The sequence below is a fragment of the Bradyrhizobium sp. UFLA06-24 genome (assembly GCF_054967145.1).
Map to the genome: position 1 here is coordinate 72640 of NZ_JADFUE010000017.1, position 24146 is coordinate 96785.

Sequence of the window (24146 nt, forward strand, 5' to 3'; positions counted from 1 at the left end):
GAAGACAGGAGGCCGGGAGCGATCCCGGCCTTTTGTCGTGTGACCTCTTGCCTTATCGGCGGCCGTGATCTGAACTGGCCCCGACCCAGACGCGAGACTTCGCCATGCGCATGATTTTCCGTTGCGATCCAAGGCTGGCCGATCATCTGCTGCGCCCGTTTCCGGCGCGCAGCGCCTTGCCGGACTGGCTGCGGGCGATGCCCGCCACGGCGCATTCGGAGATCCACGGCCGCGACATCCGCACCGTCAAGCAGTGCCCGCCCTTCGTCGATGCGATGGCTTACGGGGTCATGATTCCGCTGCCGTGCGACATCAGGATCGACGGCGGCGAATTTTCGTGGGATTGGGACATCCCCGAGCCGGAGACGGCGGGGCATCCGCGCGCACCGCTCAGTTTCCACCCTGTCGCGCAATTTGCCGCGGCACCGTTCTCGAATGGACGATCCGCGCTCAAGTTCAACAGTTTCTGGACCATCGAGCTCGAGCCCGGCTGGTCGCTGTTCGCGACACATCCCGTCAACCGAGACGACCTGCCGTTCCGCCTCGTTTCGGGCCTCGTCGATGCCGACCGTTTTCACGACGGCGGCATCAATTTTCCGGCCGTCTGGGTCAAGCCTGATTTTTCGGGCGTGCTGAAAAAAGGGACGCCGGTCGCGCAGTGCTTTGCCGTTCCACGCCAGGCGCCCGAACTCGTGTTCGAAAGCTTCGATGCGGCGCACCGGAAGTCCTATGAGAAGGTCGTCGGCGACGTGCTGGCCGCGCCCAATGTCTACCGCAAGCAGTTCCGCGCCAAACGTGGACGCCTAACGCGCTAAAGTGCGACGAGAGAATCATCGCGCTTTAGGTTTTTGTTTGAGCATGATCTTTTCGGAAAACCGCTTCGCACTTTTCCGGATCATGCCAGCATGCGCCGCAGCGCATCCTCGTCGAGCCACAGCCGGCCGTGAGGGGCGGAGGTCAGCGCCATTGCGATGGAGCCGAACAGCTGCGGACGCAGGCGATAGGCCTTGCCGAACGCATCCATGGCGGCATCCAGGTCCCCAGTCTCCTGGAGGGCGATGCCGAGATTGAGCGCGGCCTCGGCATGGTCGGGCTTGAGGTCGAACGCCTTGCGATAGGCTCTTGCTGCACCCTCGTGGTCACGCAAATCCTGGCGCGCGAGACCAAGATTGAACCAGACGGACGCCGGCGCGTCCGTCTCGGTCGCTTGCGCGAGCAGGTTTGCAGCGGTGGCGGGGTCGCCATCCTCCCAGGCCAGCCGTCCTAGCTGCGCCGTTGCTTCCTGATGACCAGGAATGACCTTGAGGATTGCCTGCCAGGCGCCGCGTGCCTGATCTCGCAGCCCCGCCATATCGAGCGTCCGGGCCTTCTCGATGAACATCTCGCGCTGCGGGCTGGCGGCGATCGCGGCATCGAGATGGCTGAGCGCCGCGTCGAACTGGCCTTCGCTGCGCGCGATGCGGGCGGCCAGCAGACGCGCCGGCGCGTTGTTCGGCCGCTTGGCAAGACTGACGTCGATATGCGCGTGAGCCGGGCCGATGACGCCTCTGGAGAACAATACGGCCGCCAGCAGATGATGCAGCACCGGATCGCCGGGATCGCGGGCAAGGCCCTGTTCGCACAGACGCTGCGCCTCGTCGGGCTTGCCCGAATTGACCGCTGCAGTCGCGCGGCGAACGAGTGTCTGGGTGTCATCCATCGCCGCATTAGAGCAAGGATGCCGAGGCGCAGCAATATTGCGGGAGTAGTCAATAACGAAGGCCGGGAGCGATCCCGGCCTTTTTGTTTCTTACCTCTCCCCCGCAAGCGGGGAGAGGGGGAAGAAAAGCTATTCCGCCGGCTCGGCCGCCAGCGTCGGGTAGTCCGTGTAGCCCTTGGCGCCGCCGCCGTAGAACGTGTTCTTGTCCCAATCGTTCAGCGCCGCGCCCTTCTTCAGCCGCTCCACCAGGTCGGGATTGGAGATGAACGGCTTGCCGAACGCGATCAAATCGGCGGCGTTCGCCTCGAGCACCTTGGTGGCGAGATCGAAATCGTAGCCGTTGTTGGCGACGTAGGCGCCCGAGAAGCGCTTGCGCAAGGACGTATAGTCGAACGGCGCGAAGTCGCGCGGGCCGCCGGTGGCGCCCTCGACGACGTGGAGATAGACGAGCTTCAAGGCGTTGAGGCCGTCGGTGATGTAGTCGAACAGCGCTTGCGGGTTGGAATCCGAGATGTCGTTGGCCGGCGTCACCGGCGAAATGCGGATGCCGGTGCGGTCGGCGCCGGCTTCGGCCGCGACGGCCCTGGAGACTTCCAGCATCAGCTTCGCGCGGTTCTCGATCGAGCCGCCATAGGCATCGGTCCGCTTGTTGGCGCCGTCCTTGGCGAACTGGTCGAGCAGATAGCCGTTGGCGCCGTGGATTTCGACGCCATCGAACCCGGCTTCCAGCGCATTCTTCGTGGCGCGCTTGAAGTCGTCGATGATCCCTGGAATTTCGGAGAGCTCGAGGGCGCGAGGCTCGGAGACGTCGGCGAAGGTGCCGTTGACGAAGGTCTTGCCCTTGGCGCGGATCGCGCTCGGCGCCACCGGGGCTGCGCCACCCGCCTGGAGATCGACATGCGAGATGCGGCCGACATGCCAGAGCTGGATGAAGATCTTGCCGCCGCGCTCATGCACCTTGTCGGTGACCTTGCGCCAGCCGGCGACCTGCTCCTTGCTGTAGATGCCGGGCGTGTCCTGATAGCCCTGGCCCTGTTGCGAGACCTGGCTCGCTTCGGTGATCAGGAGGCCTGCAGAGGCGCGCTGGCCGTAATACTCCGCCGCGAGCGGGGAGGGGACAAAGGTGCCGGGCGCGGCGCGGTTGCGCGTCAGCGGCGCCATCACCACGCGGTTGGCCAGCGCGATCGGGCCGAGCTTGTAGGTCTCAAACAATTTGGTGGGGCGGCTCATTGAGGGTGCTTCCAGGGGGTTAAGAGGTCCGGAACACTTGTGCATTGCGACATCAGGCGCAAGGGATGAGCCATACGGAAAGTGCAGGCGAGCTGCGCGGCAGGCTCCGCGCAGCATAATTCATGTGCAATTCCGGCTGCGACAGCAGAATTTGGCCGCCGGGGCCGTGCGAATCCGCAAATCAGGTCAGGCCCATGAAATCGCGCTTGCCGATCTCGACGCCGTTGTGGCGCAGGATGCCGTGAGCGGTGGCGCAGTGGAAATAGAAATTCGGTAGCGAGAACGCGCTCAGGAACTGCTGGCCTTTGAGAGTCGTGGTCTTGTCTGGCCCGGTCGGGAAGGTGACGTCCTTGACGTCGGCCCCCTCGAACTGCTCGGGCTTGAACGACTTCACATAGTCGATGGTCTTGGCGAGGCGCTGCTTCAGCTCCTCGAAGGTCTTTTCGGTGTCCGGCATCGACGGCACCTCGGTATGCGTCAGACGTGCGCACCCCTTGGCTGAAAAGTCGCTGACGAGCTGGATTTGCTTCGACAGCGGCAGCATGTCCGGGAAGAGGCGGGAGCCGAGCAGGACGCTGGGGTCGATCTTTTTAGCCGCGCAATGCGCCTCGGCCTTGGTCAGAAGGCCGGTCAGGCTGTTCAGCATTTGCAAATAGGCGGGGACGACGGCGTCATAGAAGGACATGTGATGCTCGCTTCAAAGGGTGGGAAATCTCAGGAGAAAACCTGAGCCACTCACATGGGAGGCTCATGCAATAATACAATCGCGAAAAGCGGCTTGTGCGGTGCGATAATTCTACCGCACCGTCGCCTGTGGCTGGGCCTGTGCGGTGCCGCCGCGCATCCGGGCCAGGAGCTCTGCGGTCGGCCACGAATCGGCGGGGAGGCCGTATTTGATCTGCATCGCCTTCACGGCGGCGCGGCTCTGCTGGCCCAGCACGCCGTCGACCTTGCCGACATTGAAGCCGGCGCGCACCAGCAATTGCTGCAATTCCTTGAGCTCGTTGAACGGCAATTGCGCGACCGGCCCGGAAGGCCTGCGCATCGGCGGTGCGCCCGCGATGCGCGAGGCGAGATAACCCGCGGTGGTCGAATAGATCAGCGAGTTATTCCACTCCGTGTAAGCCGCGAAGTTCGCATAGGCCATGAAGGCCGGCCCATTGCGTCCCATCGGCAGCAGCACGGAAGCTGCGAGATTGTCGTTCGGCAGTGGCCGGCCGTCGGGATAGGTGACGCCGAGCTGCGCCCATTTCGAACGCGGCAGCTGAATGCTGAGATCGGTCTGCTCCCACGGCAGGCTCGAGGGCACCTTGATTTCTTCCAGCCACGGCTCGCCGCGCCGCCACTTCAAGCCGTTGGCGATGTAGTTCGCGGTCGAGCCGATCACGTCGTCCTCGCTGCGCAGGAGATCGCGCCGCCCGTCGCCGTCGTAATCGACGGCGTAGTTGACGTAGTGAGTCGGCAGGAACTGGGTCTGGCCGAGCTCGCCGGCCCAGGAGCCGATCATCTCCTCGGGCGTGAGATCGCCGCGGTCGATGATCTTCAGCGCGGCGATGGTCTCGTTCACGAACATCTCGGAACGGCGGCAATCATAAGCGAGCGATACCAGCGATTTCAGCGTCGGCAGATTGCCCATGTTGGCGCCGAAGTCGCTCTCCAGGCCCCAGAACGCGGCGATCACCGCCGGCGGTACGCCGTATTCCTTTTCGGCGCGGGCGAATGCCGCTGCGTGCCGCTTGATGTGCTGCTGGCCGTTCTGCATCCGATAGGGCGCGGCCATGCGGCCGGCGAATTCGGTGAAGAGCTGGCCGAACACGCGCTGGCCGCGGTCGCGGTTGACGATGCCCTGGTCGTAGACGAGGTAGGGCGAAGTCTCCGCTATCGTTCGCTGCGACACGCCTGCGGCGACCGCCTGGCTCTTCACGTCAGCGAGGAAACGATCGAAGCTCGCCCCATTGTGGCACGAGGCCGCGCGCGGCGAAGGCGCGGTGATCTTGGACGCAGCAGGCCGTGGCGGCGGCGCGAACTGGGCGGAGGCGGGAAGGGCGAGCGCGACAAGCGCGGCGGCCGCGATCGCAAATCGGGTCTGGAGCATGAGGTTTCCGCAAGGGGGAGAGACGCTTGGATTCTGGGCGAAGTTTAATGGATTGATCGCGCTCAAACCAGTGCCGCGGCTCCGCGACGCACCCTGAAGCCTTGCGCCGGGGGCGGGGTCATCCCTACCTGACGTTTGCCGGCCTGCGACGCCATCGGCGGCCATGGCCCGCTCTGGAGACGGCCATGAACTATCTGCGTACCGCAATGCTTCTCGCAGGTCTCACCGCCCTGTTCATGGCGGTGGGTTATCTGATCGGCGGCGCCAGCGGCGCCATGATCGCGCTCGTCATCGCTGCCGCGACCAACCTCTTCACCTACTGGAACTCCGACCGCGCGGTGCTTTCGATGTACGGCGCCCATGAGGTCGACCGTCGCAGCGCGCCGGAGCTCGTCGGGCTCGTTGCCGAGCTTGCGGGCCGCGCCGGCCTGCCGATGCCGCGCGTGTTCCTGATGGACGAGGCCCAACCCAACGCGTTCGCGACCGGCCGCAATCCCGAGAACGCCGCCGTCGCCGTCACCGTCGGCCTGATGAACCAGCTCAGCCGCGAGGAGCTAGCCGGCGTGATCGCTCACGAGCTCGCGCACATCAAGAATCACGACACGCTGCTGATGACCGTGACCGCGACCATCGCCGGCGCGATCTCCATGCTGGCCCAGTTCGGCATGTTCTTCGGCGGCAACCGCGACAACAACGGCCCCGGCATCGTCGGCTCGATCCTGATGATGATCCTTGCTCCCCTCGGCGCGATGCTGGTGCAGATGGCGATCAGCCGCACGCGCGAATACGCCGCCGACAATCTCGGCGCGCGCATCGCGGGGCAGCCGATGTGGCTTGCGTCGGCGCTGGTGAAGATCGAAAATGCCGCGCATCAGGTGCCGAACTTCGACGCGGAGCGAAACCCCGCCACCGCGCATATGTTCATCATCAATCCGCTGTCCGGCCACGGCGTCGACAATCTCTTCGCCACCCATCCCTCGACGCAGAATCGCATCGCGGCGCTCCAGCAGCTCGCGGCCGAGCTCGGCACGCGCGCTGCGCCTTCGGTCGGCGCCAACGAGAACTATCCCCCGCAGGGCCCGTGGGGCCGCTCGTCCTCGTCGGGTCCTTCCCGTGGCCCTGCCCGTGGTCCCTGGGGCTGACGGAACCGGGCCAATTTGCCCGGCTTTGTGACCTGGCGCACAGAGGCGCAGGTCTGTCGGTGTTAATGACCCGATAGAGAGTATTGGTTCGAAAGGGGATGCGTGGCAGGCCTGTCGCCGGCCACGGTCGAACATGACCAAAGCTGCGGTGCCATTGTTGATCGTCCTGGGCGTGGCCATTGGCCTGTCCACGCATACCGTCGTGAATTGTGGCGACGAGGACGAGCCCGACATCTGTTCGGCCGTGATCGGCTTCTCGCCGCTTCGCGGCTCCCTGATCGCCTTCGCCTATGAGGGGCGCGGGCGCATCGCGCTGCGCCACGGCGACAACGGTCGGGCGATCGCGGACTTCAACGAGGCCATCCATCTCAATCCCAACCGCGCTTCGCTCTATCGCGACCGCGCGCAGGCGCATCGTCAGAACGGGGAGCTGGATCTTGCGATTGCCGATTACGACGAGGCGATCGCGCTCGATCCCAGGCCGGCCGTGCCCTATCGCGAGCGGGGCTTCGCGCTCGCCGCCAAGGGCGATCTCGACCGCGCGATCTTGAGCTACAGCACGGCGGTCCGCCTCGACCCCGCGGACGCGCAGGCCCGTCTCGACCGCGGCCTTGCCTTTCTCGCCCGCGGTCAGGCCGAGGACGCGCGCGCCGATTTCGAGGCTGCTCTCGCGCTGCCTCCCGGCAAGGACGGCCGCGCCCGCGACACCGCGCGCGCAAAGCTCGCCGAGCTCACGCGCGCCGAGCCGACCCAGGTCTCCACACCGCAGCGGTGAGTTAGGCCGCCTTCTTGGCTTTCGCCTTCTTCGCCTTCGCAGCCTTCTTCGCCGGCTTATCCTTGGCAGGCTTTTCCTTCGCCGGCTTCTCCGCCTTCACCTCGACGGGCGTGCTGGCGGCGAGCCGCATGGCGCGGGCGTAGCTGTCGGCGACGTTGTCGGCGGACATCTGCAGGCGCCTTGCGGCGGCGGTGGCCTGCTCCATGGTGGCCTTGGCCATCATCTTGAAGCGGGTGCCGGTCTCCTTGCCCTTGGCCTTGGCCGCAAGGCCGTTGAAACGATCCCGCCGCTCCTTGGCGCGGGACATCAGGCCCGTATGCAGCTGTCTGGCCAGTTGCCGGATCACGACATCCAGGTCGGCGTCCGCCATGTCTTCCATCCTCTTCGAAGCAGTCCCAATCGATGCGGCGGGACTATGCAGATCAGCCCCCGGCTTGGCAATTCCTGCCAGGGCGTCATCCGCAGCTTCCGCTCCACAAAACAGAAAAGCCGCGCCTTTTGCGCGGCGCGCCTTTTCCGCGGCTTTTTCAGGCCTTGCGTCCGGCTTTACTTCAGCGAGGCAACCGGGCCGCTCGAGGCCGCCGGATCGGGGTCGAAGCCGAACACGCCGACCAGGTATTTGTAATAGTCCGGCATCTTCTCCTTGAGCGCTTCGCGGGTCTTGGGATCCTGGTAGTCGCTCTTGCCGGCCAGGAAGATGCTGGCGGTCACGGCAAAGAATTCCATGGGATTCTTCAGCGCGTAGGCCTCCTTGGGCAGCAGGTTCTTGGATTTGGCATAGACGTAGTAGCTGATCACGCCCTTGTTGGCGTAGCCGTCCGGCAACAGCCGCGCGTGGTAGGCGTGCAGCATCTCGTGGAGCAACACGGCCTCTTTCTCGTAACGCATCATGTCCGGCCGAACCATGATCACGCCGAGCCCGGAATCGACCGCGAGGTCGACCGCGTTCGGATTGGTCCAGCGCTGCCTGTCGTGGTCCCACACGGTCAGCGTGCGCGGTGTGGTGCGCGGAATGTCGGGCGTGACCCGGCCATAGCATGCGGTCGCAGCGCCTTCGTCGAGGCAGGCGAGCTCGCTTGCGATGATCGGAACGGTATGGAAGAAGCGCATCACGCGCGGGGAGAGGCCGGCAGCCTCGACGACGTCGATCTGCTGCTTCAGATTCTCCGTGAGCTTGTCGAGGTCCTTGCGATCGGACGCCTCCGACACGTCGAACATGTAGCCGCGGTAGTTTTGAAAGCCGGGCGGCAGCTTCGCATCGGCGGACGCGATGTCGAGCGAGCCGGCGTTGGACGTATTGGCGAACAGCGCGCCGACAATGGTCGCGGTCAGCAGCAACGCAATGCGCATGTAAGACCCCCTGATGTCACATCTCGCGGCAGGATAGGCTGCCCTTGTTTGCGAAGAGTGAGTGGGGCGAGATTAAGGCTGCGATGTTGAGGCGTGCTTAATCCCTGGTTGCAGAACGCGGCTGCCGGTTAGGGCGGGGTTAACCAACGCTGCCGCGCGCACTGGCCTTGTCACCGTCACCCTGAGTTGGCCGCTTCTTCAGCGGCCCTCGAAGGGCGACGGCCCGGCTGCATCTGTGGCCGTTCATCCTTCGAGCTCCCGGAGCGATGCCTTGCATCGCGCCGCTCGCACCTCAGGAATGACGCCAAAGCAGTCCAGGCTGTTGCTGCGGAGACAGTCTGGATTGCTTCGCTTCGTTCGCAATGACGAGAGAGGCAGACGCGCCCGCTCACAACTCCCTTGCATTCGAGAATGCGAAGCTCGACACCCGCCGCGTCGTCTCGTCCAGAATCAGCGTGCGGGTGATCGGCGGCTCGGCGCGCTGGGCGCAGTTTTCGCGCTCGCACAGCCGGCAGTTGACGCCGATCGGCGTGCCCTCCGTCTTCTCGAGGTCCATGCCGGCGGCGTAGGTCAGGCGCGCGGCGTGGCGGATCTCGCAGCCGAGGCCGATGGCAAAGCGCGGCTGGGGCAGCGGGTGCGGCGCGACGGGACGGCGCACCATCTGCGCGATCGAAAAATAGCGCGTGCCGTCGGACAGCTCGATCACCTGTTTGAGCAGGCGGTCCGGCGTGTCGAAGGTCGAGTGCACGTTCCAGAGCGGGCAAGTGCCGCCGAACTTCGAGAACGGGAAGGTGCCGGACGAAAACCGCTTCGAGACGTTGCCGGCATTGTCGACGCGCAGGAGGAAGAACGGAATGCCGCGCGCGTTCGGCCGCTGCAACGTGGTGAGGCGATGGCAGACCTGCTCGAAGCCGGAATTGAAGCGCTGCGCCAGCACGTGGATGTCGTAATTGAGCGCCTCGGCGGCGGCGAGGAAAGCGGGATAGGGCATCATCACGGCCGCCGCAAAATAATTGCCGAGCGTGATCCGGAACAGCCGCCGCGGCGCATCGTCGAGCGGGCCGGCGCGGCCGATGATGGTCTCCAGCGCTTGCGCGCATTCTCCCAAGCCCAGCTGGAAGGCGAGCTGGAAGGTGCGGCCGGGCGGGTCGACCAGTTCGGAGATCAGGAGCTGGCGGCGGTGACGGTCGAAGCGCCTGAGCGTCTCGCGCATCACGTCGACAGGCATGATGCGGGTCTGGACCGAATGCTTCTCGCGCAAACGAGCGGCGAGGGCCGCATAGAGCCCTTCGGCCGGCACGTTCAGCTCGTCGCGCAAGGCTTCCGCGGCCTGCTCCAGCTCCGGAAAATAGTTGCGGTTGGCTTCGATCAGCTCGCGCACGCGCTCGACCGGGTTGGCTTCATAACGTGTGCCGACGTCACGGTCCGCCATCTGGGCGGCCGCCAGTGTCTCGCCTTGGCGCGCTTCGGTATAGGCTGCATAGAGCCGCTGCAGCGCGTGGGTGACGCCGGGGCAGAGTTCTGCGAGGTCGCGCAGCTCCTGCTTGGGAACGTCGATCTGGCGGAACAGGGGATCGGAGAAGATCTCGTTCAGCTCGGCGAAGAACCGGTCTTCGTCGGCGGTCGCGAGATCGCGCAGATCGAGGTCGTAGGTTTCGGCCAGCCGCAGCAGAATCTGCGCCGTCACCGGGCGCTGGTTCCGCTCGATCAGATTGACATAGCTCGGTGAGATCCCGAGCCCCTCGGCGATCTGGGTCTGCGACAATCCCAATTGCTGCCGGATCCTGCGGAAGCGCGGCCCGACGAACAGCTTTTTCCCGGATTCGGTGGCCATGCTTCAGTTCTCCGTGCACATCAAGGACAGGTTTACTGACCTATATTTTTTACAGATTTTACAAAATAACATCTATTACATGTTCTGATGTTACATGACATCACCAATAAAAAACAAGGTGTCTATACGAAGTTTCTCTTTTCGCGTTTAGCTCTGAGCACGCATTTCGCAATGCAGTGTCAAGAATGTCGATGGCTAGCCATCGCCATCGTCAGCGAAAAGGATCAGGCTCATGAACTACCAGCCACGCGGCATCAGCTCCCTCCAGGGCCCGTCTTCGTATCAGGACGAGGTCAAGGCGGCCCAAGCCCTCCTCGAGACCCAGCCGACCTGGAACGGGGTGACGGCCGAAGCCGTCGCGCGCATGCGCCTGCAGAACCGCTTCAAGACCGGCCTCGACATCGCCCGCTACACGGCGGCGCTGATGCGCGCCGACATGGTCGCCTATGACAAGGATCCCACCAAGTACACCCAGTCGCTGGGCTGCTGGCACGGCTTCATCGCCCAGCAGAAGCTGATCTCGGTCAAGAAGCATTTCGGCGGCAAGACCGATCGCACCTATCTGTATCTGTCCGGTTGGATGATCGCGGCGCTGCGCTCCGAGTTCGGTCCGCTGCCCGACCAGTCGATGCACGAGAAGACCGCGGTGCCGGCACTGATCGAAGAGCTCTACACCTTCCTGCGTCAGGCGGATTCCCGCGAGCTCAACGACATCTTCCGTCTCCTCGACAAGGCGCGCAAGGAAGGGGACAAGGCTCGCGAGAAGGAGCTGATCGCGAAGATCGACAACTTCCAGACCCACGTCGTGCCTGTGATCGCCGACATCGACGCCGGCTTCGGCAACGCCGAGGCGACCTATCTGCTCGCCAAGAAGATGATCGAAGCGGGCGCCTGTGCGCTTCAGATCGAGAACCAGGTCTCGGACGAGAAGCAGTGCGGTCACCAGGACGGCAAAGTCACTGTGCCGCACGAGGTGTTCATCGCCAAGATCCGCGCCTGCCGCCACGCCTTCCTCGAGCTTGGCGTCGAAGACGGAATCATCGTCACCCGTACCGACTCCCTCGGCGCCGGCCTGACGCAGCAGATCGCCGTCAGCCACAAGCCGGGCGACATCGGCGACCAGTACAACAGCTTCCTCGATTGCGAGGAAATCACCGCGGAGAACGCCAGGAACGGCGACGTCATCATCAACCGTAACGGCAAGATGATGCGTCCGAAGCGGCTGCCCTCGAACCTCTACCAGTTCCGTCCCGGTACGGGCGAGGACCGCTGCGTGCTGGACAGCATCACCTCGCTCCAGAACGGCGCGGACCTGCTCTGGATCGAGACCGAGAAGCCGCACATCGAGCAGATCGCGGGCATGGTCGACCGCATCCGCAAGGTCATCCCGAACGCCAAGCTCGCCTACAACAACTCGCCGTCGTTCAATTGGACCATCAACTTCCGTCAGCAGGTCTATGATGCGTGGAAGGAGGCCGGCAAGGATGTCTCGAAGTACAGCCGTGCCGAGCTGATGAAGCCGGAATACGACGAGACCCCGCTGGCGAAGGAGGCCGACGAGCGCATCCGCACCTTCCAGGCGGATTCGGCCAAGCGCGCCGGCATCTTCCACCACCTGATCACGCTGCCGACCTACCACACGGCCGCGCTGTCCACCGATAACCTCGCCAAGGAGTATTTCGGCGAGCAGGGCATGCTCGGCTACGTGAAGAACGTGCAGCGCCAGGAGATCCGTCAGGGCATCGCCTGCGCCAAGCACCAGAACATGGCCGGCTCCGATATCGGCGACGACCACAAGGAGTATTTCGCGGGCGAGGCTGCCCTCAAGGCGGGCGGCGTCCACAACACGATGAACCAGTTCGGCTAGCGCCAGGCAACAGGAGACTGACAATGACCAAAGGCAGCAATTTCTGGGTGATCGGCGGCGAGTTCGGCTCGATGAACTTCCACAAGCTCGTCGAAGGCTCGGCCCAGGTCAAAGGTCCGTTCAAGACCCGCAAGGAAGCCGAGGACTGCTGGCGCGAGGTGTCGGAAGAGAGCCGCCACAAGGCTGGCGTTCGCTTCTCGATCGTGGAAGAGCCGTCGCGGGTCTCGGCCTGACGGCTGCCTGACAAATTCAAGAAGACGTCCAAGGACGGAGGGTCCCATCCGGCGCAAGCCGGGTGGGATCGTCTGTTTTTGGCACACATCAATGGGCTGTGGGCACGGTAAGTGTCTGGAACTATAAGCCTTTGCGGGCGTGATGGTTGCTGATAGGTTAATGGCGGCAAGTGAGGACAGGGACGACCAATGTCAGAGCCCGAGACCAGCGGTACCCATCCGAGCCAGCCGCGCCCGGTGCGGCTGCGCGACGCGCTGCTCCGCGCGCGGATCGAGGCCGCCGACCGGACCGGCGTCGTCGTCGATTTGCGCGACGCCGAGGTCGCGCGGCTCGAGATCCTCAACGACGCGCTCGATCCGTTGTTTGCGCAGGTGCCCGATCAGATCGACCTGTTCGATCGCGGCATCAGCCAGGGCGATACGCCGAGACTCTGGATCGACGTCGTCGCCCACATCATGATGGGACGCGACAAGCGGCAGTACCGCTTCGTCCAGGACACCCGCTTCGGCCGCATCGTGCTCGCCGAATCGCACGACACGGCTGTCATCGTAGACGCCGTGACCGACTACGTCGCCCGCCGCATGATCGAGCGCGAGCACGCGATGGTGGTGCCATCAGAGCCAAAGGTGGAGGTCGCAGAGCCGCCGCGCCGCTCGCGCCTGTGGCCGTTCGTGTTCGGCTTCATCCTCGGTGCTGCCGCGCTGTTCGGCGTCGCCGTGCTTGCGGCGTTGCGGAGCTGGTAAGGCGTCGTCATTGCGAGGAGCTCGCGACAAAATTGCGAAGCAATTTTGCGCTTGCGAGGGAGCAATCCAGCTTGCATCCGCGGAGGGAACCTGGATTGCTTCGCTGCGCTCGCAATGACGGTGAGACTAGATCAACTGCATGCGCTTGATCTCCCGGACCTGCAAACCATGATCGATGCTGCGCACGATCTGTTCGCAGCGCCAGCCGAGATCATCCTTCTCGATCCTGAACAGATTGTAGGCCGCCGCCGGATAGCGCCCGTGCGCGAGCGCGGAAGCCGACGGCACGCCCACCGCGGGAATGTTGCCGCGAGGGCCTTCGAACCACATCGTCGAATGGATGTGGTCGTGCCCGTGCAGGATCAACTCGACGCCGTGCCGCTTGAGCAGCGCCAGCAGGCTTGCGGAATCCGTCAGCCGCTTCTGGCGCGCGTCGGACTTCAGGGGATGATGCACCAGCAGCACGCGGAAGACATCCTCGGCCGCGAGCCGGTCGAGCATCTGTTCGAGCGCGGCGAGCTGGTGGCGTCCGAGCATGCCCGTCGCCATCAGGGGCGGCGTCGGCACCGCGCTGGAGAGGCTGATCAGCGCGACCGGCCCGCGGCGGCGCACGCTCGGAAAGCCGACCCTGCCGTCATCACCCGCAAGATAGGGCGCAAACGTCTCGCCGAAGCGATGGAAGGTGGCACGGACATAGGCGTCGTGATTGCCGGGAATCGTGGTGACGCGGTCGGGCGGTCCGAGCTCGTCGAGCCAGGCGCGGGCCGGCGCGAACTCCGCCTCCATCGCCAGATTGACGAGATCGCCCGTGACTGCGACGTGGTCGGGCGCCTGCGCCTGCATGTCGGCGACCAGCGCGTCGAGCACCTCGCGGCGCTGGTATTTGTGGCGATTGCGCGTCCAGTTGACGTAGCCGAGCGCGCGCTTTCCCACGAGCTCGGCCAGCCGCGGCTTCGGCAGCGGCGGCAAATGCGGGTCGGACAGATGGGCGAGCGTGAAAGGTGCCAACAGAGATGTCATCGCGCGCGATTGCCTCGCTATTCCCCCGCTGTAATGGCAAGGTCGCCGGCAACGCGCAAGACAAGCCTGCATGGGCCTGTGCGGCGCCCGTCACGAGAGGCTCATGGGAACGCGCCTGAACGAGATCCGACGAAGATTCGAGCCGCTGCTGCGGCGGATTTTCCACGCCTATTTCCTGATGGTCCGCGGCATGACGCTGGGCGTCCGCGCCGTGGTGCTCGATGCGGACAACAAGGTGTTCCTGGTCAAGCACAGCTACGTCTCGGGCTGGTATCTGCCGGGCGGCGGCGTCGACCATGGCGAGACCATGGAGCAGGCGATGCGCCGCGAGCTCAAGGAGGAGGGCGATATCGAGCTGACCGGGGACGCCGTGCTGCATGGGATATTCTTCAACAACCACGTCTCCCGCCGCGACCATGTCGCAGTCTATGTCGTCAGGCATTTCCGCCAGGACCGCCTGCCGGAGCCGAACCGCGAGATCATCGAATGCGGGTTCTTCGATACCGCCGCGCTGCCGGCGGGGGCGACGCCCGGCACCCGCTTGAGGATCGCGGAGGTGCTCGATGGCAAGCCTCCGATTGCGACGTGGCGCTGAGGGCGGCTATGCTGCTGCCGGCCCGAACGGGCGCCACGGGAGCCCGATGAAAGCCGTAAAACTCGCCTTCGGCCTGATCTGCCTTGCGATCGTTGCCAGCGACATCGTCGCGATGTCACGATGGGGCGAGGCGCGCGGGGTCTATGACGACATCTGCTATCTCAGGCAGGCGCATCTGTTCCAGCGCTTCGGCATCGGGGGCCTCGACACCAACGCGGTCAGGGACGACGACCATTATTTCGAAGGCAAGATGAAGGAGATCGGCTTCGCCGATTGGAAGGATCCGATCCGCTGGCCCTGCCACAATCCGATGCCCAGCGGCAAGGTCGTGCTGCAATATCCGCCGGGCACCGGCTTTCTGCTCGCCTTGTTTCCGGAAGGCCACCAGGTGGCGCCGCTCTATATCGCCGCGAGCCTGATCCTCTGCGTCCTCGCGCTGTCAGGCCTTGCCATGGCGCGGACGCTGCCGTCGGTCATCAGTGCAGGCGTCCTCGGCGCGCTTGCCGTCTATCTCATGATCAATCCGGCCAAGGCGAGCTATTCGGTGCCGCCGACCATGGCGCTGTGCGCGGTTGCCGGCTTGCTCACGTCGTTGTGGCTGATGAGGAACAAACGCAGCGTCCTGCTGGTTGCGCTGATCGGCCTCCTGCTCGGTGTGTCCGTCAACTTCAGATTGCCGAACGCGCTGCTGGCTGCCGGCTATTTCCTGATCCTCGGCCTTCCCTTCCTGTGGACGCGCTCGCTCGCGACCTTCGTGCGGGGCCTCGCCTTCGGTGCCGGCGTGCTCGTCGGCATGGCGCCGACGTTGGCCGCCCAGGCCATCAACGCCGGCAGCGCACTGGCAACGACTTATGGCAGCGCCGACGTGGTCGCGCCGGTCTTCGATCTCGCCGTCTTCGGCCAGTATCTGCGCGACATGCAGTTCGTGCTGATCGTGCTGGCGGTCGGGGCGACGGCCTGGCTGTTGGCCGCCGGCGAGGAGCATGCGCGGCAGGCCGCCCTCCTCACTGTCGGCAACCTCGCCTTCAACCTCGGCTTCTTCATGACTCACCCGATCTTCACGCATTATTATGTCGTACCGATCACGATGCTGTCGCTGTGGACCCTGTCGTTCGCGCGGCTGCTGCAACCGCTCGAGGCGCGCGAGGCGGCGCCCGTCCGGCGCAAGTCGACCAATTTGGGAGTGCTGCCGCGATGACATCTGCGCAACCACGCATCGCCGTGCTGGTGCCCTGCTACAACGAGGAGGCGGCGGTCGCGACCGTCGTCGCCGACTTCCGCAAGGCGCTGCCGGCGGCCGAGATCTACGTCTACGACAACAATTCGCGCGACCGCACCGCGTCCGTCGCGCGCGAGGCCGGTGCGATCGTGCGCAGCGAGCGGCGGCAGGGCAAGGGTCACGTCGTGCGCCGCATGTTCGCCGACATCGAGGCCGATATCTACGTGCTGGTCGACGGCGACGCCACCTACGATGCGCCGAGCGCTCCACGCATGATCGACAAGTTGCTCGACGAACATCTCGACATGGTGGTCGGGCTCCGCATCGATCAGTCGCAGGCCGCCTACCGGCTCGGCCACCGCATGGGCAATCGCATGCTGACCGGCTTCCTGTCCTCGACATTCGGCCAGGTCTTCAAGGACATCCTGTCCGGCTACCGCGTGTTCTCGCGGCGTTTCGTCAAATCGTTCCCCGTGCTGTCCGATGGTTTCGAGATCGAGACCGAGCTCGCAGTCTACGCGCTCGAGCTGTCGCTGCCGGTCACCGAGGTCGAGACACCCTACTACGCGCGACCTGAAGGCTCGTTCTCGAAGCTCAACACCTGGCGCGACGGCTTTCGCATTCTCGGGACCATGCTGAAGCTGTACCGCTCGGAGCGGCCGCTGCGCTTCTTCACCGTGATCGGAATCCTGCTGGCGCTGGCCGCGATCACGCTCGCGATCCCGATCGTCGTTACATTTTTCGAAACCGGCCTCGTGCCGCGCCTGCCGACCGCCGTGCTGTCGATGGGCTTGACGATCATGGCGTTGCTGTCGGTCTCATCGGGCCTCGTGCTCGACACCGTCACGCGGGGGCGACGGGAGATGAAGATGCTGGCCTATCTGTCCCAGCCGGCGCCGAAAAGGAGCTGAGGGCGGGGCGCAAGGCCCATGGACCTGCCGATGCGCAGATGCTACTCCGCGAAATAACATGAACGATCTCTCAATCACCATCCGTCCTGAATCCCCAGGCGACGCTCAGGCGATCGAGCGCCTGCACGAGCGCACCTTCGGCCCCGGCCGTTTCGTGCTCAGCGCCTATCGCATCCGCGAGCATGTCGATCACCTGCTCGACGTCTCCTTCACCGCCCGCATCGGCACGCTGCTGGTCGGTTCGGTCAGGCAATTGCCTGTCATGATCGGCGAGACGCCGGCGCTGCTGCTCGGGCCGCTCACCGTCGAGCCGCCGTTCCGCAGCCGCGGCATCGGCCGCATGTTGATGGAGCGCGCCCTGAAGGACGCCAGGGACAAGGGCCATCGCCTCGTGCTGCTGGTCGGCGACGAACCCTATTACAGCCGCGTCGGCTTCAAACTCGTGCCCAAGGGACGCATCACCATGCCGGGCCCGGTCGATGCCGCGCGCGTGCTGGTGTTCGAGCTCGTCGACGGTGCCTTTGAGGGCGTCTCGGGCACCGTAGCCCCCGACTGGAGCAAGGCGCGGGGCTAGCGTAGCGACCGGTCGAGGCTCACATGTCTCGCGGGATCGCCGAGACCTTGAGGCCTCTCTCGCTTTCGAGCCGGAGCGAAACAGCGATGTGGCCGAGCTGCACAAGCCGATCGTCTCGGCCGCGCCCCGCCCGCTATACCGTCGGCACGGATTGTGCCAAAACCGCTAACCGCGAACCTGACGAAGGATTGTTGAAGTTTGGCCGCACCCAAGAAGGGCGCCCCGCCCGCGGAACGCCAGAACGGGATTGATCGGACCATCGATCTCCTGGAAGCGCTGCTGCATTTGCGCGCGCCCTCCAAGCTCAGTGACCTCGCCAAGCAGATGGGAGCGCCGCGGTCGACTGTCTACGCCATCGCCAATCGCCTGATCGAGGCGGATTTGCTCGAGAGTGTCGGCGAGGGCGGTCAGGTCTATTTCGGCAAGGCGGTGCATCTCTATGGCCAGGCCTATGCGGAGGCCAATCCCCTGCATCGCCGATGCGGCGAGGCGCTCGACCGGCTGGCGACCCGGCACAGCGCCACCGCGCAACTCTGCGCGCTGCGCGGCCGCAAATACGTCGTGGTCGATACCCGCGACGGGTCGGGCCTGTTCCGGATCACGACGGATGTCGGCGTCGAGGTGCCGCTGCCATGGACGGCATCCGGCAGATTGCTGCTCGATCATATGAGCCCGACGGAAATTCGTGCATTCGTTCCGAAGGAGGATTTTCGTCTTCCGGATGGCCGCGTGCTCGACGTCGATGATTTCATCAAGGACGTCGCGCGCGCCAGACGCGACGGCAAATGCGTGACCACGGCATTGTCCGATCGGTTCACGTCGTGTCTTGCCGCCCCCATTCGCGACAAGAAGGGCGTCGCGGTCGCGACACTTTGCTTCGTCATCCCCGCGGACTCGCTGAAGGCGCGCAGGACCGCGCTGCTCGACGATCTGGTCGCGACCGCGACTGAACTCTCGGACAGTCACTAAGCTGAGCCGATCGGCAGCGCTACGGACGATGCAGGCGCATTGTCTGCTGCGTGCTCGACGCGCGCTCAGGGCTTGACACGATGCCGTCGTGATATCTAACGTGACGCTATAAGATAATATTGTCCACTATAAGAGACAATGTAGTTGCAGGCGTCGCGAAGGTCTCCCGGTCCCAGGCCGGAGCGGGAGAGGCGCACCTGCGTCCAAGCGAGGATACGACATGGCAAATGCAGGCCAACAGGTACCCGGGCGACGCTGGATGATCGGTTGTCTCCTCGGCGTCGGAATTCTCATCAACTACATCGATCGCGTCGGGCTCTCCGCCGCGACGCCGGAGCTCACGAAGGAGCTTGGCCTCACCGCGACCGACATCGGGCTGCTCGGCAGCGCATTCTTCTGGACCTATTCGCTGCTGCAGGTCCCAGGCGGCATGGTGCTCGACCGTTTCGGCGTCACCGCGGTCGGCCGTGCCTCGAGCTTCCTCTGGGCGGTCGCCGCCACCATCACCGCGCTCGCCAGCGGGCTCTGGGGCATCGCTGCCGCGCGCCTGCTGCTCGGCGTCGCCGAAGCGCCGGCCTTTCCGGCCAGCCAGAAGGCGACCGGCCACTGGTTTCCGCTGGATGAGCGCGCGCGCTCGACCGCGATCTTCGATTCCGCCGCCAAATTCTCCAATGTGATCGGCGTGCCGCTGGTCGCCTATGTGATCTTTCTCTACGGCTGGCGGTGGGGCTTTGGCGTCACCGCGCTGCTGAGCTTTCTGTATTTCGTCGCCTACTATGTCATCTACCGGAACCCGAGCGAGGATCCGAAGCTCTCCAGGGCGGAGCATGACTACATCATCGCTGGCGGCGGCACGCCGGAAGGACGGGCCACGGCGGGACAGAGCCGCATGCTCGGCTACCTCCTGCGCAACCGCAAGGTCTGGGGCCTCACCATCGGCTTCTCCGCCTATGGCTACACCTTCTATCTCTTCCTGACCTGGCTGCCGGGCTATCTCGCCCAGACCATGCATATGAACCTGATGTCGGCGGCGGGCTATTCGACCATTCCCTGGATCTTCGCGACCTTGTCCGACCTCCTGATCGGCGGCTTCCTGGTCGATCATCTGATCGCGCGCGGCTACGATGCGACGCGGGTGCGCCGATCGGTGATCATCGTCGGCATGCTGATGGGGCTCGCCGTGATCGGCGCGGCCTTCACCGTCAAGCCGGGCTGGGCGCTGCTGTGGCTGTCGATCGCGATCTCGGGGCTGTCGGCCGCCGCACCCGTCGGCTCCTCGATCGTGTCGCTGATCGCGCCGAAGGGCGGGGCGGGAACCGTCGGCGGCATTCTGAATTTCACCAACAACATGATGGGCGTGCTTGCGCCGATCGTGACCGGCATCGTCGTCGACTGGACGCAATCCTTTGCCGGCGCTTTCATGATTGCTGGCGTCGTGCTGCTGATCGGCATCTTCTTCTATGTCGTGGTGCTCGGCCGGATCGAGTCGATCCCGGATTTCGAGGAGGCATCGCCCGCCGGCGCCGTGCCTGCGACTTGAGGAGAGGGCATGTCCCAAAAGTCCAACGGCAAGGATACGCTCATCCGCGCGGCCCGCGTGATCGACGGCACCGGCGCGCCGTGGTTCGAGGCGGATTTGCGCATCAGCGGCAGCCGCATCGCGGCGATCGGCGCCGCCTTGCCTGCCGAGGACGCCGACATCGTCGACGGCCGCGGATGCTATCTCGCGCCCGGCTTCATCGACGCCCATTGCCATGACGATCTGATCTGCCTGCGCGAGCCCGACAGGCCCGAGAAGGTCTTGCAAGGCGTGACCACGCTCGTGGTCGGCAATTGCTGCTTCTCGCTCTATCCGGCAACCGAAAATTCCGCCGAGATGCTGCGCCTGCACTTCTCCGGTCTCGCCGGCGAGACCCAAGCGAACGAAGTCTTCGGCAGCTTCGACGGCTACCGGCGCGCGCTGGAAGGGCCGGGGGTCGCGCTCAACCTCGTCTCCCTGGTCGGCCATGCCGCGATCAGGCTCGCCGTGCTCGGCTACGAGCGCCGCGCGGCGACCGGCAAGGAGATCGCGGCGATGCAGGCGCTGCTCGCGCAGCAGCTCGCCCAAGGTGCCGCGGGCCTGTCGCTCGGCCTCGTCTATCCGCCGAGCGCTTTTGCCGACGCCACTGAGCTGAACGCCCTGGCCGAGACCGTGCGGGCGCACGGCAAGCTGCTCACCGCCCATATCCGCAGCTATGAAGCGGGCCTCCTGCAATCGATCGACGAGTTCATCGCGATCCTGCGCGCCTCAGGCGCGGCGGGGCTGCTGTCGCATCTGCAATCGGCGGGCAAGCCGAACTGGGGCGCCATCCCCAAGGCGCTCGACCGGCTCGAGGTGGCGCGCGCGGAGGGGATCGACATCTCCTTCGACATGTATCCCTATCCCGCCGGCAGCTCCTACATGCTGCAATTGCTGCCGCCGGCCGCGCTCGAAGGCGGCATCGATGCTTTGCGCGAACGGCTGCGCGATCCGGCGCGGCGCGAGGCGCTGCGCGCGCTCGTAGAGGAGGGCGATCCGGATCCGCATGCCGCGCAGTCCAAGATCGTGCTGATCGGCTGGCACAATGTGCGGATCTCCGGCACCGGCAATGCAGCGCTGAAGCCGCTCGAGGGCAAGTCGATGGTCGATGCCGCGCGTGAGCTCGGCATCTCGCCTTTCGACCTCATGGTTCGCTGCATCGAGGAGGATCAGGGCCAGACCGGCATCATCATGTTCCAGCTCGACGAGGCGGACTTGCGCGCCGCCTTCACCCATCGCCTGCACATGGTCGGCTCCGACGGCATTCCGCGTCCGGGCACCAAGCCGCATCCGCGCGCCTATGGCAGTTTCCCGCGCGTCGCCGGCCGGCTGACGCGCGAGCAGGGCTGGCTGACGCTGGAAGATGCGGTGCGGCGGATGACCGCGTTGCCCGCCCAGCGCTTCGGCCTGTCCGACCGCGGCATCCTGCGGCCGGGCATGATCGCCGATCTCACGCTGTTCGACGACACCATCATGGACAAGGCGACGTTCGAGAGGCCGACGGAGATGCCAGCCGGCATCCGTGCGGTGTTCGTCGCCGGCGAGGCCGTGGTCATGGACGGACGCAGCACCTTCGCGCGGCCGGGCCGTGCTCTGACTTAAACCACCAGACGCAGGACAATATGCAATGACGTTGAAACGATACGGCGCGGCCGGTGGCACCGGCACCGGCGGCCAGCACCTTCCGTTTGCCCGCGCCGTGCAAGCCGATGGCTGGCTCTACGTCTCCGGCCAGACGCCGATGGAGAACGGCGAGGTGATCGAGGGCGGCATCATCCCGCAATCGCACAAGGCAATCCGCAACATGCTCGCCATCCTCACCGAGGCCGGTTATGAGCCCAAGGATGTCGTGCGTTGCGGCGTCTGGCTCGACGACCCCCGGGACTTTCCAAGCTTCAACAAGGTCTTCGCCGAATATTTCGGCGCCAATCCCCCGGCGCGGGCCTGCGTGGTGTCGAGCATGGTGGTGGATTGCAAGGTGGAAATCGACTGCGTCGCCTATCGCAAGTGAGCTTCCCGCGTCGGGGCTCGCAGGCCCCGACGCGCGCAAGCCGGGCAGCTAAAATCGCTGCGAAACGCCGAAATAGAAGCCGCGCCGCGGGCCGTATTGCGGGGCGAACACGCCGATGCCGGAGCCGTCGCGGATCTGGTAGATCGTGTCGAACACATTGACCACGTCGAATCGCAGCGTCGTCGGCTTGTTCGGCGCGACGATGTTGAAATCGTGCGACAGGCCGAGATTCACCTGCGTATAGCCGGGCAGATGATCGGTGTTGGCAAAGCCCGAACGCAGGCCGCTGCCATAGATCATCGACACGCTGTAGCGCGTGCCCTCCCAGAGATAGGACGCGCCGGCCGATCCCGACAGCATCTGCGCGTGATCGGTATAGATGTAATGCCCCGCGATATAAGCGAGTTCGTCCGCGCCGAACAGATATTGGTTCGAGACGACGTCGGTCGCGATCTGCTTGGCCCAGGCGAGATTGGCATAGGCGCTGAAATTGCCGTTCCTGTAGGTCGATTTCAGCTCGACGCCGACATTCTCGCCGCGATCGTAGTTGAAGCCGCTCAGCACATAGGCCGCGCCGAACTGGCCGTCGTCGAGCAGGTCGCGCGCCTTCTTGTAGTAGGCGTCGGCGCCGACCTCGAGGCCGGGGATCGCATAGATCTGCTGCGTCACGCCGACATCGAACACGTGCGAGCGTTCGGGAAGCACCGGGCTGCTCTGCCCGACCGCCGGGGTCTGGGTGTTAACAGGCGCGCCGGGCGGCGTCACCAGCGCCAGATTGACGGGAGAAGCGATCACCTGCGAGGGCGGGGTGAAGTTGCGCGCATAGCCGGCGTGGAAAACGGTGCCCGCGAACGGTTTCCAGGTCAGGCTGACGCGCGGGCTGAGCTGGTTCGCATCGACAAATTGATACATCTGGTCGAAGCGCAGGCCGGCGTTCAGGGTGAGATTGTCAGTGATCTTCCATTCGTCCTGGACGTAGGTCCCGACCAGCCAGCCGGTCTTGGCGTTGGAATCGAAAACCGAGAACGGCGCGTCGATCGTCCCCCCTGCCGGATCCAGCGGCAGCACCGTGGTCCCGCTGTTGACCAGCGTTCGCTCGGCGCTCACTGACAGGCCGAAGCGCAGCGTGTGCGCATAGCCGATCCGCCAGGCGGTGTCCTGCTGGATGCCGTTGACGTCGCTCTGGCGATAGACGTCCGAGGACACGCCGTTGAAGACGAGATCGCCGATCGGATCAGGATAGAAATGCAGCAGGCTGGTCCGATTGAAATACGAAGTCTGCGTGTCGAACTCGCCGTTCGAGGTCTGGTAGGAGACGACGTTGAACTGGTTGAACTCGTTCTGGTGCTCGTTGAGCCGGGAGGAGTCGAAATTCGAGACGCCGAACGCCGTGTTAGCAGGGGTCTGGCCGGGATTGTTCGGGATCTGGAACGTCGCATTCGACACCCCGCTCATGAAGGTGAGACGGCTGGCCGGATCGATCATCGTCGACAGATAGAGAAAGCCCTTCTCCTGGTTGGTGCGGTCGTGAATCGCATTGACCGACGGCGTCGGGTTTTCGATGCCGAGATTGTTCTGCAGGAACCGTCCCGACAGGAAATACTGCGTCTGCCCGACTGTGCCGCCATATTCCACATTGGTCGAGATGGTGCCGTTGCTGCCGCCGTAAACACCGACCACGCCGGAATTGTTGAAGGCGTCGCTCTTGGTGGAGATGTCGAGCACGCCGGCCGTGCGCAGGCCGTATTGCGCCGGCAATGCGCCGGTGAGCAGGCTGAGGCTGCCGACGATGCCGGTGTCGAGGATCTGCCCGAACGCGCCGACGCCGTCTGGAAGCATGACGCCGTTGATGCGGTATTGCAGGTTCGCGTGCTCGTTGCGGACATGCAGGTCGCCGCTCGCGGCCGAATCCTGGGTGACGCCGGGGAATTGCAGCATCACCTTGTCGAGCGAGGCATTGCTCCCCTGCGGCAGCGCCTCGATGGCCTGGCGCGTGAGCGTGTGGGCGGTGGCTCCGCCGGGCGGCAGAATGCTTTGGCGCGCCGTGTCGAGCTTTTCGCTCTGGCCCTCCACGGCGGCAGGCGCCTCGGTCTGCGGCCGCGCCTGCGAGGTCGAACGCCGCCGGTCGACGGCGACACGGACCTTGGGGCGGCGCGGCGCCTGCGTCTGCTTGGGTGCATCGATTTCGACGGTGGGCAGCGTCGTGACGGGAGCCATCGTCTGCGCCATGGCGCTGCCGCCGGGATGGAATAGCGTGAGTGCGGCGAGGCTCGAGCCCGCCAGGATTGCCTTTGAAGACACCATTGTCCTGATTTCCGAT

23 protein-coding genes are annotated in these 24146 nt (G+C 64.9%); 14 read left to right on the forward strand and 9 right to left on the reverse strand.

The annotated features are described in order from the left end of the window. Nucleotides 1–104 precede the first annotated feature (104 nt). Complete coding sequence (locus IF809_RS16230) at nucleotides 105–815, forward strand: hypothetical protein (RefSeq protein ID WP_128967901.1); 711 nt, start codon at nucleotides 105–107, stop codon at nucleotides 813–815. 80 nt (nucleotides 816–895) lie between these two features. On the opposite strand, the gene IF809_RS16235 is transcribed toward IF809_RS16230, so the two are convergent. From IF809_RS16235 to IF809_RS16250, 4 genes are all read right to left on the reverse strand, one after another. Continuing rightward, entirely contained in the window at nucleotides 896–1699 is an 804-nt protein-coding gene (locus IF809_RS16235; RefSeq protein WP_128967900.1) for a tetratricopeptide repeat protein, read from the reverse strand. 129 nt (nucleotides 1700–1828) lie between these two features. Continuing rightward, nucleotides 1829–2929 carry an alkene reductase gene (locus IF809_RS16240; RefSeq protein WP_128967899.1) on the reverse strand — a complete coding sequence of 367 codons (1101 nt, stop codon included), beginning with the start codon at nucleotides 2927–2929 and terminating at the stop codon, nucleotides 1829–1831. 181 nt (nucleotides 2930–3110) lie between these two features. Beyond that, nucleotides 3111–3614 carry a DUF1993 domain-containing protein gene (locus IF809_RS16245; RefSeq protein WP_128967898.1) on the reverse strand — a complete coding sequence of 168 codons (504 nt, stop codon included), beginning with the start codon at nucleotides 3612–3614 and terminating at the stop codon, nucleotides 3111–3113. A 111-nt stretch (nucleotides 3615–3725) separates the two neighbouring features. Further along, nucleotides 3726–5024: a lytic murein transglycosylase gene (locus IF809_RS16250; protein WP_462838004.1), complete on the reverse strand. Its 1299-nt coding sequence runs from the start codon at nucleotides 5022–5024 to the stop codon at nucleotides 3726–3728. Nucleotides 5025–5209: 185 nt separating this feature from the next. Between IF809_RS16250 and htpX the strand changes: the two genes are divergently transcribed. Together htpX and IF809_RS16260 are read left to right on the forward strand one after the other, a co-directional pair. Continuing rightward, nucleotides 5210–6166: a zinc metalloprotease HtpX gene (htpX, locus tag IF809_RS16255; RefSeq protein WP_128967896.1), complete on the forward strand. Its 957-nt coding sequence runs from the start codon at nucleotides 5210–5212 to the stop codon at nucleotides 6164–6166. Between the two features lie 133 nt (nucleotides 6167–6299). Next, on the forward strand, nucleotides 6300–6941 hold the full coding sequence (locus IF809_RS16260) for a tetratricopeptide repeat protein (RefSeq protein ID WP_128967895.1): 642 nt from the start codon (nucleotides 6300–6302) through the stop codon (nucleotides 6939–6941). A 1-nt stretch (nucleotide 6942) separates the two neighbouring features. On the opposite strand, the gene IF809_RS16265 is transcribed toward IF809_RS16260, so the two are convergent. The 3 genes from IF809_RS16265 to IF809_RS16275 all read right to left on the reverse strand — a co-directional run bounded on the left by IF809_RS16265 (nucleotide 6943) and on the right by IF809_RS16275 (nucleotide 10125). After that, nucleotides 6943–7311, reverse strand: a complete 369-nt coding sequence (locus tag IF809_RS16265) for a hypothetical protein (protein WP_128967894.1) — start codon at nucleotides 7309–7311, stop codon at nucleotides 6943–6945. A 176-nt stretch (nucleotides 7312–7487) separates the two neighbouring features. Next, nucleotides 7488–8291 carry an anthrax toxin lethal factor-related metalloendopeptidase gene (locus tag IF809_RS16270; RefSeq protein WP_128967893.1) on the reverse strand — a complete coding sequence of 268 codons (804 nt, stop codon included), beginning with the start codon at nucleotides 8289–8291 and terminating at the stop codon, nucleotides 7488–7490. A gap of 388 nt (nucleotides 8292–8679) precedes the next feature. Beyond that, on the reverse strand, nucleotides 8680–10125 hold the full coding sequence (locus IF809_RS16275; RefSeq protein ID WP_128967892.1) for a helix-turn-helix domain-containing protein: 1446 nt from the start codon (nucleotides 10123–10125) through the stop codon (nucleotides 8680–8682). Nucleotides 10126–10357: 232 nt separating this feature from the next. On the opposite strand from IF809_RS16275, the gene IF809_RS16280 reads away from it, so the two are divergent. The 3 genes from IF809_RS16280 (at nucleotide 10358) to IF809_RS16290 (ending at nucleotide 12969) form a co-directional block, all read left to right on the forward strand. Further along, nucleotides 10358–11992, forward strand: coding sequence for an isocitrate lyase (locus IF809_RS16280; protein ID WP_462838005.1), 1635 nt, complete (start codon nucleotides 10358–10360; stop codon nucleotides 11990–11992). Nucleotides 11993–12015: 23 nt separating this feature from the next. Beyond that, nucleotides 12016–12225, forward strand: a complete 210-nt coding sequence (locus IF809_RS16285) for a DUF4170 domain-containing protein (RefSeq protein ID WP_008560963.1) — start codon at nucleotides 12016–12018, stop codon at nucleotides 12223–12225. 189 nt (nucleotides 12226–12414) lie between these two features. After that, nucleotides 12415–12969, forward strand: coding sequence for a hypothetical protein (locus IF809_RS16290; protein ID WP_128967890.1), 555 nt, complete (start codon nucleotides 12415–12417; stop codon nucleotides 12967–12969). 126 nt (nucleotides 12970–13095) lie between these two features. Here the strand turns inward: IF809_RS16290 and IF809_RS16295 are convergent, their stop codons facing one another. After that, on the reverse strand, nucleotides 13096–13977 hold the full coding sequence (locus IF809_RS16295) for a metallophosphoesterase family protein (protein ID WP_128969446.1): 882 nt from the start codon (nucleotides 13975–13977) through the stop codon (nucleotides 13096–13098). A gap of 115 nt (nucleotides 13978–14092) precedes the next feature. Here IF809_RS16295 and IF809_RS16300 point away from each other — a divergent pair, with 115 nt between their 5' ends. From IF809_RS16300 to IF809_RS16335, 8 genes are all read left to right on the forward strand, one after another. Next, nucleotides 14093–14584, forward strand: a complete 492-nt coding sequence (locus IF809_RS16300) for an NUDIX domain-containing protein (RefSeq protein ID WP_128967889.1) — start codon at nucleotides 14093–14095, stop codon at nucleotides 14582–14584. Nucleotides 14585–14630: 46 nt separating this feature from the next. Then, complete coding sequence (locus IF809_RS16305; protein WP_462838006.1) at nucleotides 14631–15782, forward strand: hypothetical protein; 1152 nt, start codon at nucleotides 14631–14633, stop codon at nucleotides 15780–15782. Continuing rightward, entirely contained in the window at nucleotides 15779–16714 is a 936-nt protein-coding gene (locus tag IF809_RS16310; protein ID WP_128967887.1) for a glycosyltransferase family 2 protein, read from the forward strand. The genes IF809_RS16305 and IF809_RS16310 overlap by 4 nt, the downstream gene beginning before the upstream one ends. Nucleotides 16715–16772: 58 nt before the next feature. Further along, complete coding sequence (locus IF809_RS16315) at nucleotides 16773–17288, forward strand: GNAT family N-acetyltransferase (protein WP_128967886.1); 516 nt, start codon at nucleotides 16773–16775, stop codon at nucleotides 17286–17288. Nucleotides 17289–17486: 198 nt separating this feature from the next. After that, a complete protein-coding gene (locus IF809_RS16320) occupies nucleotides 17487–18257 on the forward strand; it encodes an IclR family transcriptional regulator (RefSeq protein WP_128967885.1) in 771 nt (256 codons plus the stop codon). Nucleotides 18258–18516: 259 nt separating this feature from the next. After that, the gene (locus tag IF809_RS16325; RefSeq protein ID WP_462838007.1) at nucleotides 18517–19797 is read left to right on the forward strand and encodes an MFS transporter; all 1281 of its coding nucleotides are present in this window, start codon (nucleotides 18517–18519) and stop codon (nucleotides 19795–19797) included. A 9-nt stretch (nucleotides 19798–19806) separates the two neighbouring features. Beyond that, complete coding sequence (locus IF809_RS16330) at nucleotides 19807–21417, forward strand: N-acyl-D-amino-acid deacylase family protein (protein ID WP_128967883.1); 1611 nt, start codon at nucleotides 19807–19809, stop codon at nucleotides 21415–21417. Nucleotides 21418–21442: 25 nt separating this feature from the next. Next, on the forward strand, nucleotides 21443–21826 hold the full coding sequence (locus tag IF809_RS16335; protein WP_128967882.1) for a RidA family protein: 384 nt from the start codon (nucleotides 21443–21445) through the stop codon (nucleotides 21824–21826). A gap of 48 nt (nucleotides 21827–21874) precedes the next feature. On the opposite strand, the gene IF809_RS16340 is transcribed toward IF809_RS16335, so the two are convergent. Next, nucleotides 21875–24130 (reverse strand): TonB-dependent receptor, encoded by a 2256-nt coding sequence (locus IF809_RS16340; protein ID WP_128967881.1) that lies wholly within the window; start codon nucleotides 24128–24130, stop codon nucleotides 21875–21877. Nucleotides 24131–24146 lie beyond the last annotated feature (16 nt).

What these genes read in the sequence shown, in the direction of transcription:
- IF809_RS16265 (WP_128967894.1), bottom strand. Translation starts at nt 7,311, where the DNA reads ATGGCGGACGCCGACCTGGATGTCGTGATCCGGCAACTGGCCAGACAG.
- IF809_RS16285 (WP_008560963.1), top strand. Translation starts at nt 12,016, where the DNA reads ATGACCAAAGGCAGCAATTTCTGGGTGATCGGCGGCGAGTTCGGCTCG.
- IF809_RS16305 (WP_462838006.1), top strand. Translation starts at nt 14,631, where the DNA reads ATGAAAGCCGTAAAACTCGCCTTCGGCCTGATCTGCCTTGCGATCGTT.
- IF809_RS16235 (WP_128967900.1), bottom strand. Translation starts at nt 1,699, where the DNA reads ATGGATGACACCCAGACACTCGTTCGCCGCGCGACTGCAGCGGTCAAT.
- htpX (WP_128967896.1), top strand. Translation starts at nt 5,210, where the DNA reads ATGAACTATCTGCGTACCGCAATGCTTCTCGCAGGTCTCACCGCCCTG.
- IF809_RS16330 (WP_128967883.1), top strand. Translation starts at nt 19,807, where the DNA reads ATGTCCCAAAAGTCCAACGGCAAGGATACGCTCATCCGCGCGGCCCGC.
- IF809_RS16325 (WP_462838007.1), top strand. Translation starts at nt 18,517, where the DNA reads ATGATCGGTTGTCTCCTCGGCGTCGGAATTCTCATCAACTACATCGAT.
- IF809_RS16310 (WP_128967887.1), top strand. Translation starts at nt 15,779, where the DNA reads ATGACATCTGCGCAACCACGCATCGCCGTGCTGGTGCCCTGCTACAAC.
- IF809_RS16250 (WP_462838004.1), bottom strand. Translation starts at nt 5,024, where the DNA reads ATGCTCCAGACCCGATTTGCGATCGCGGCCGCCGCGCTTGTCGCGCTC.
- IF809_RS16275 (WP_128967892.1), bottom strand. Translation starts at nt 10,125, where the DNA reads ATGGCCACCGAATCCGGGAAAAAGCTGTTCGTCGGGCCGCGCTTCCGC.
- IF809_RS16335 (WP_128967882.1), top strand. Translation starts at nt 21,443, where the DNA reads ATGACGTTGAAACGATACGGCGCGGCCGGTGGCACCGGCACCGGCGGC.
- IF809_RS16315 (WP_128967886.1), top strand. Translation starts at nt 16,773, where the DNA reads ATGAACGATCTCTCAATCACCATCCGTCCTGAATCCCCAGGCGACGCT.
- IF809_RS16300 (WP_128967889.1), top strand. Translation starts at nt 14,093, where the DNA reads ATGGGAACGCGCCTGAACGAGATCCGACGAAGATTCGAGCCGCTGCTG.
- IF809_RS16260 (WP_128967895.1), top strand. Translation starts at nt 6,300, where the DNA reads ATGACCAAAGCTGCGGTGCCATTGTTGATCGTCCTGGGCGTGGCCATT.
- IF809_RS16340 (WP_128967881.1), bottom strand. Translation starts at nt 24,130, where the DNA reads ATGGTGTCTTCAAAGGCAATCCTGGCGGGCTCGAGCCTCGCCGCACTC.
- IF809_RS16290 (WP_128967890.1), top strand. Translation starts at nt 12,415, where the DNA reads ATGTCAGAGCCCGAGACCAGCGGTACCCATCCGAGCCAGCCGCGCCCG.
- IF809_RS16240 (WP_128967899.1), bottom strand. Translation starts at nt 2,929, where the DNA reads ATGAGCCGCCCCACCAAATTGTTTGAGACCTACAAGCTCGGCCCGATC.
- IF809_RS16245 (WP_128967898.1), bottom strand. Translation starts at nt 3,614, where the DNA reads ATGTCCTTCTATGACGCCGTCGTCCCCGCCTATTTGCAAATGCTGAAC.
- IF809_RS16230 (WP_128967901.1), top strand. Translation starts at nt 105, where the DNA reads ATGCGCATGATTTTCCGTTGCGATCCAAGGCTGGCCGATCATCTGCTG.
- IF809_RS16270 (WP_128967893.1), bottom strand. Translation starts at nt 8,291, where the DNA reads ATGCGCATTGCGTTGCTGCTGACCGCGACCATTGTCGGCGCGCTGTTC.
- IF809_RS16280 (WP_462838005.1), top strand. Translation starts at nt 10,358, where the DNA reads ATGAACTACCAGCCACGCGGCATCAGCTCCCTCCAGGGCCCGTCTTCG.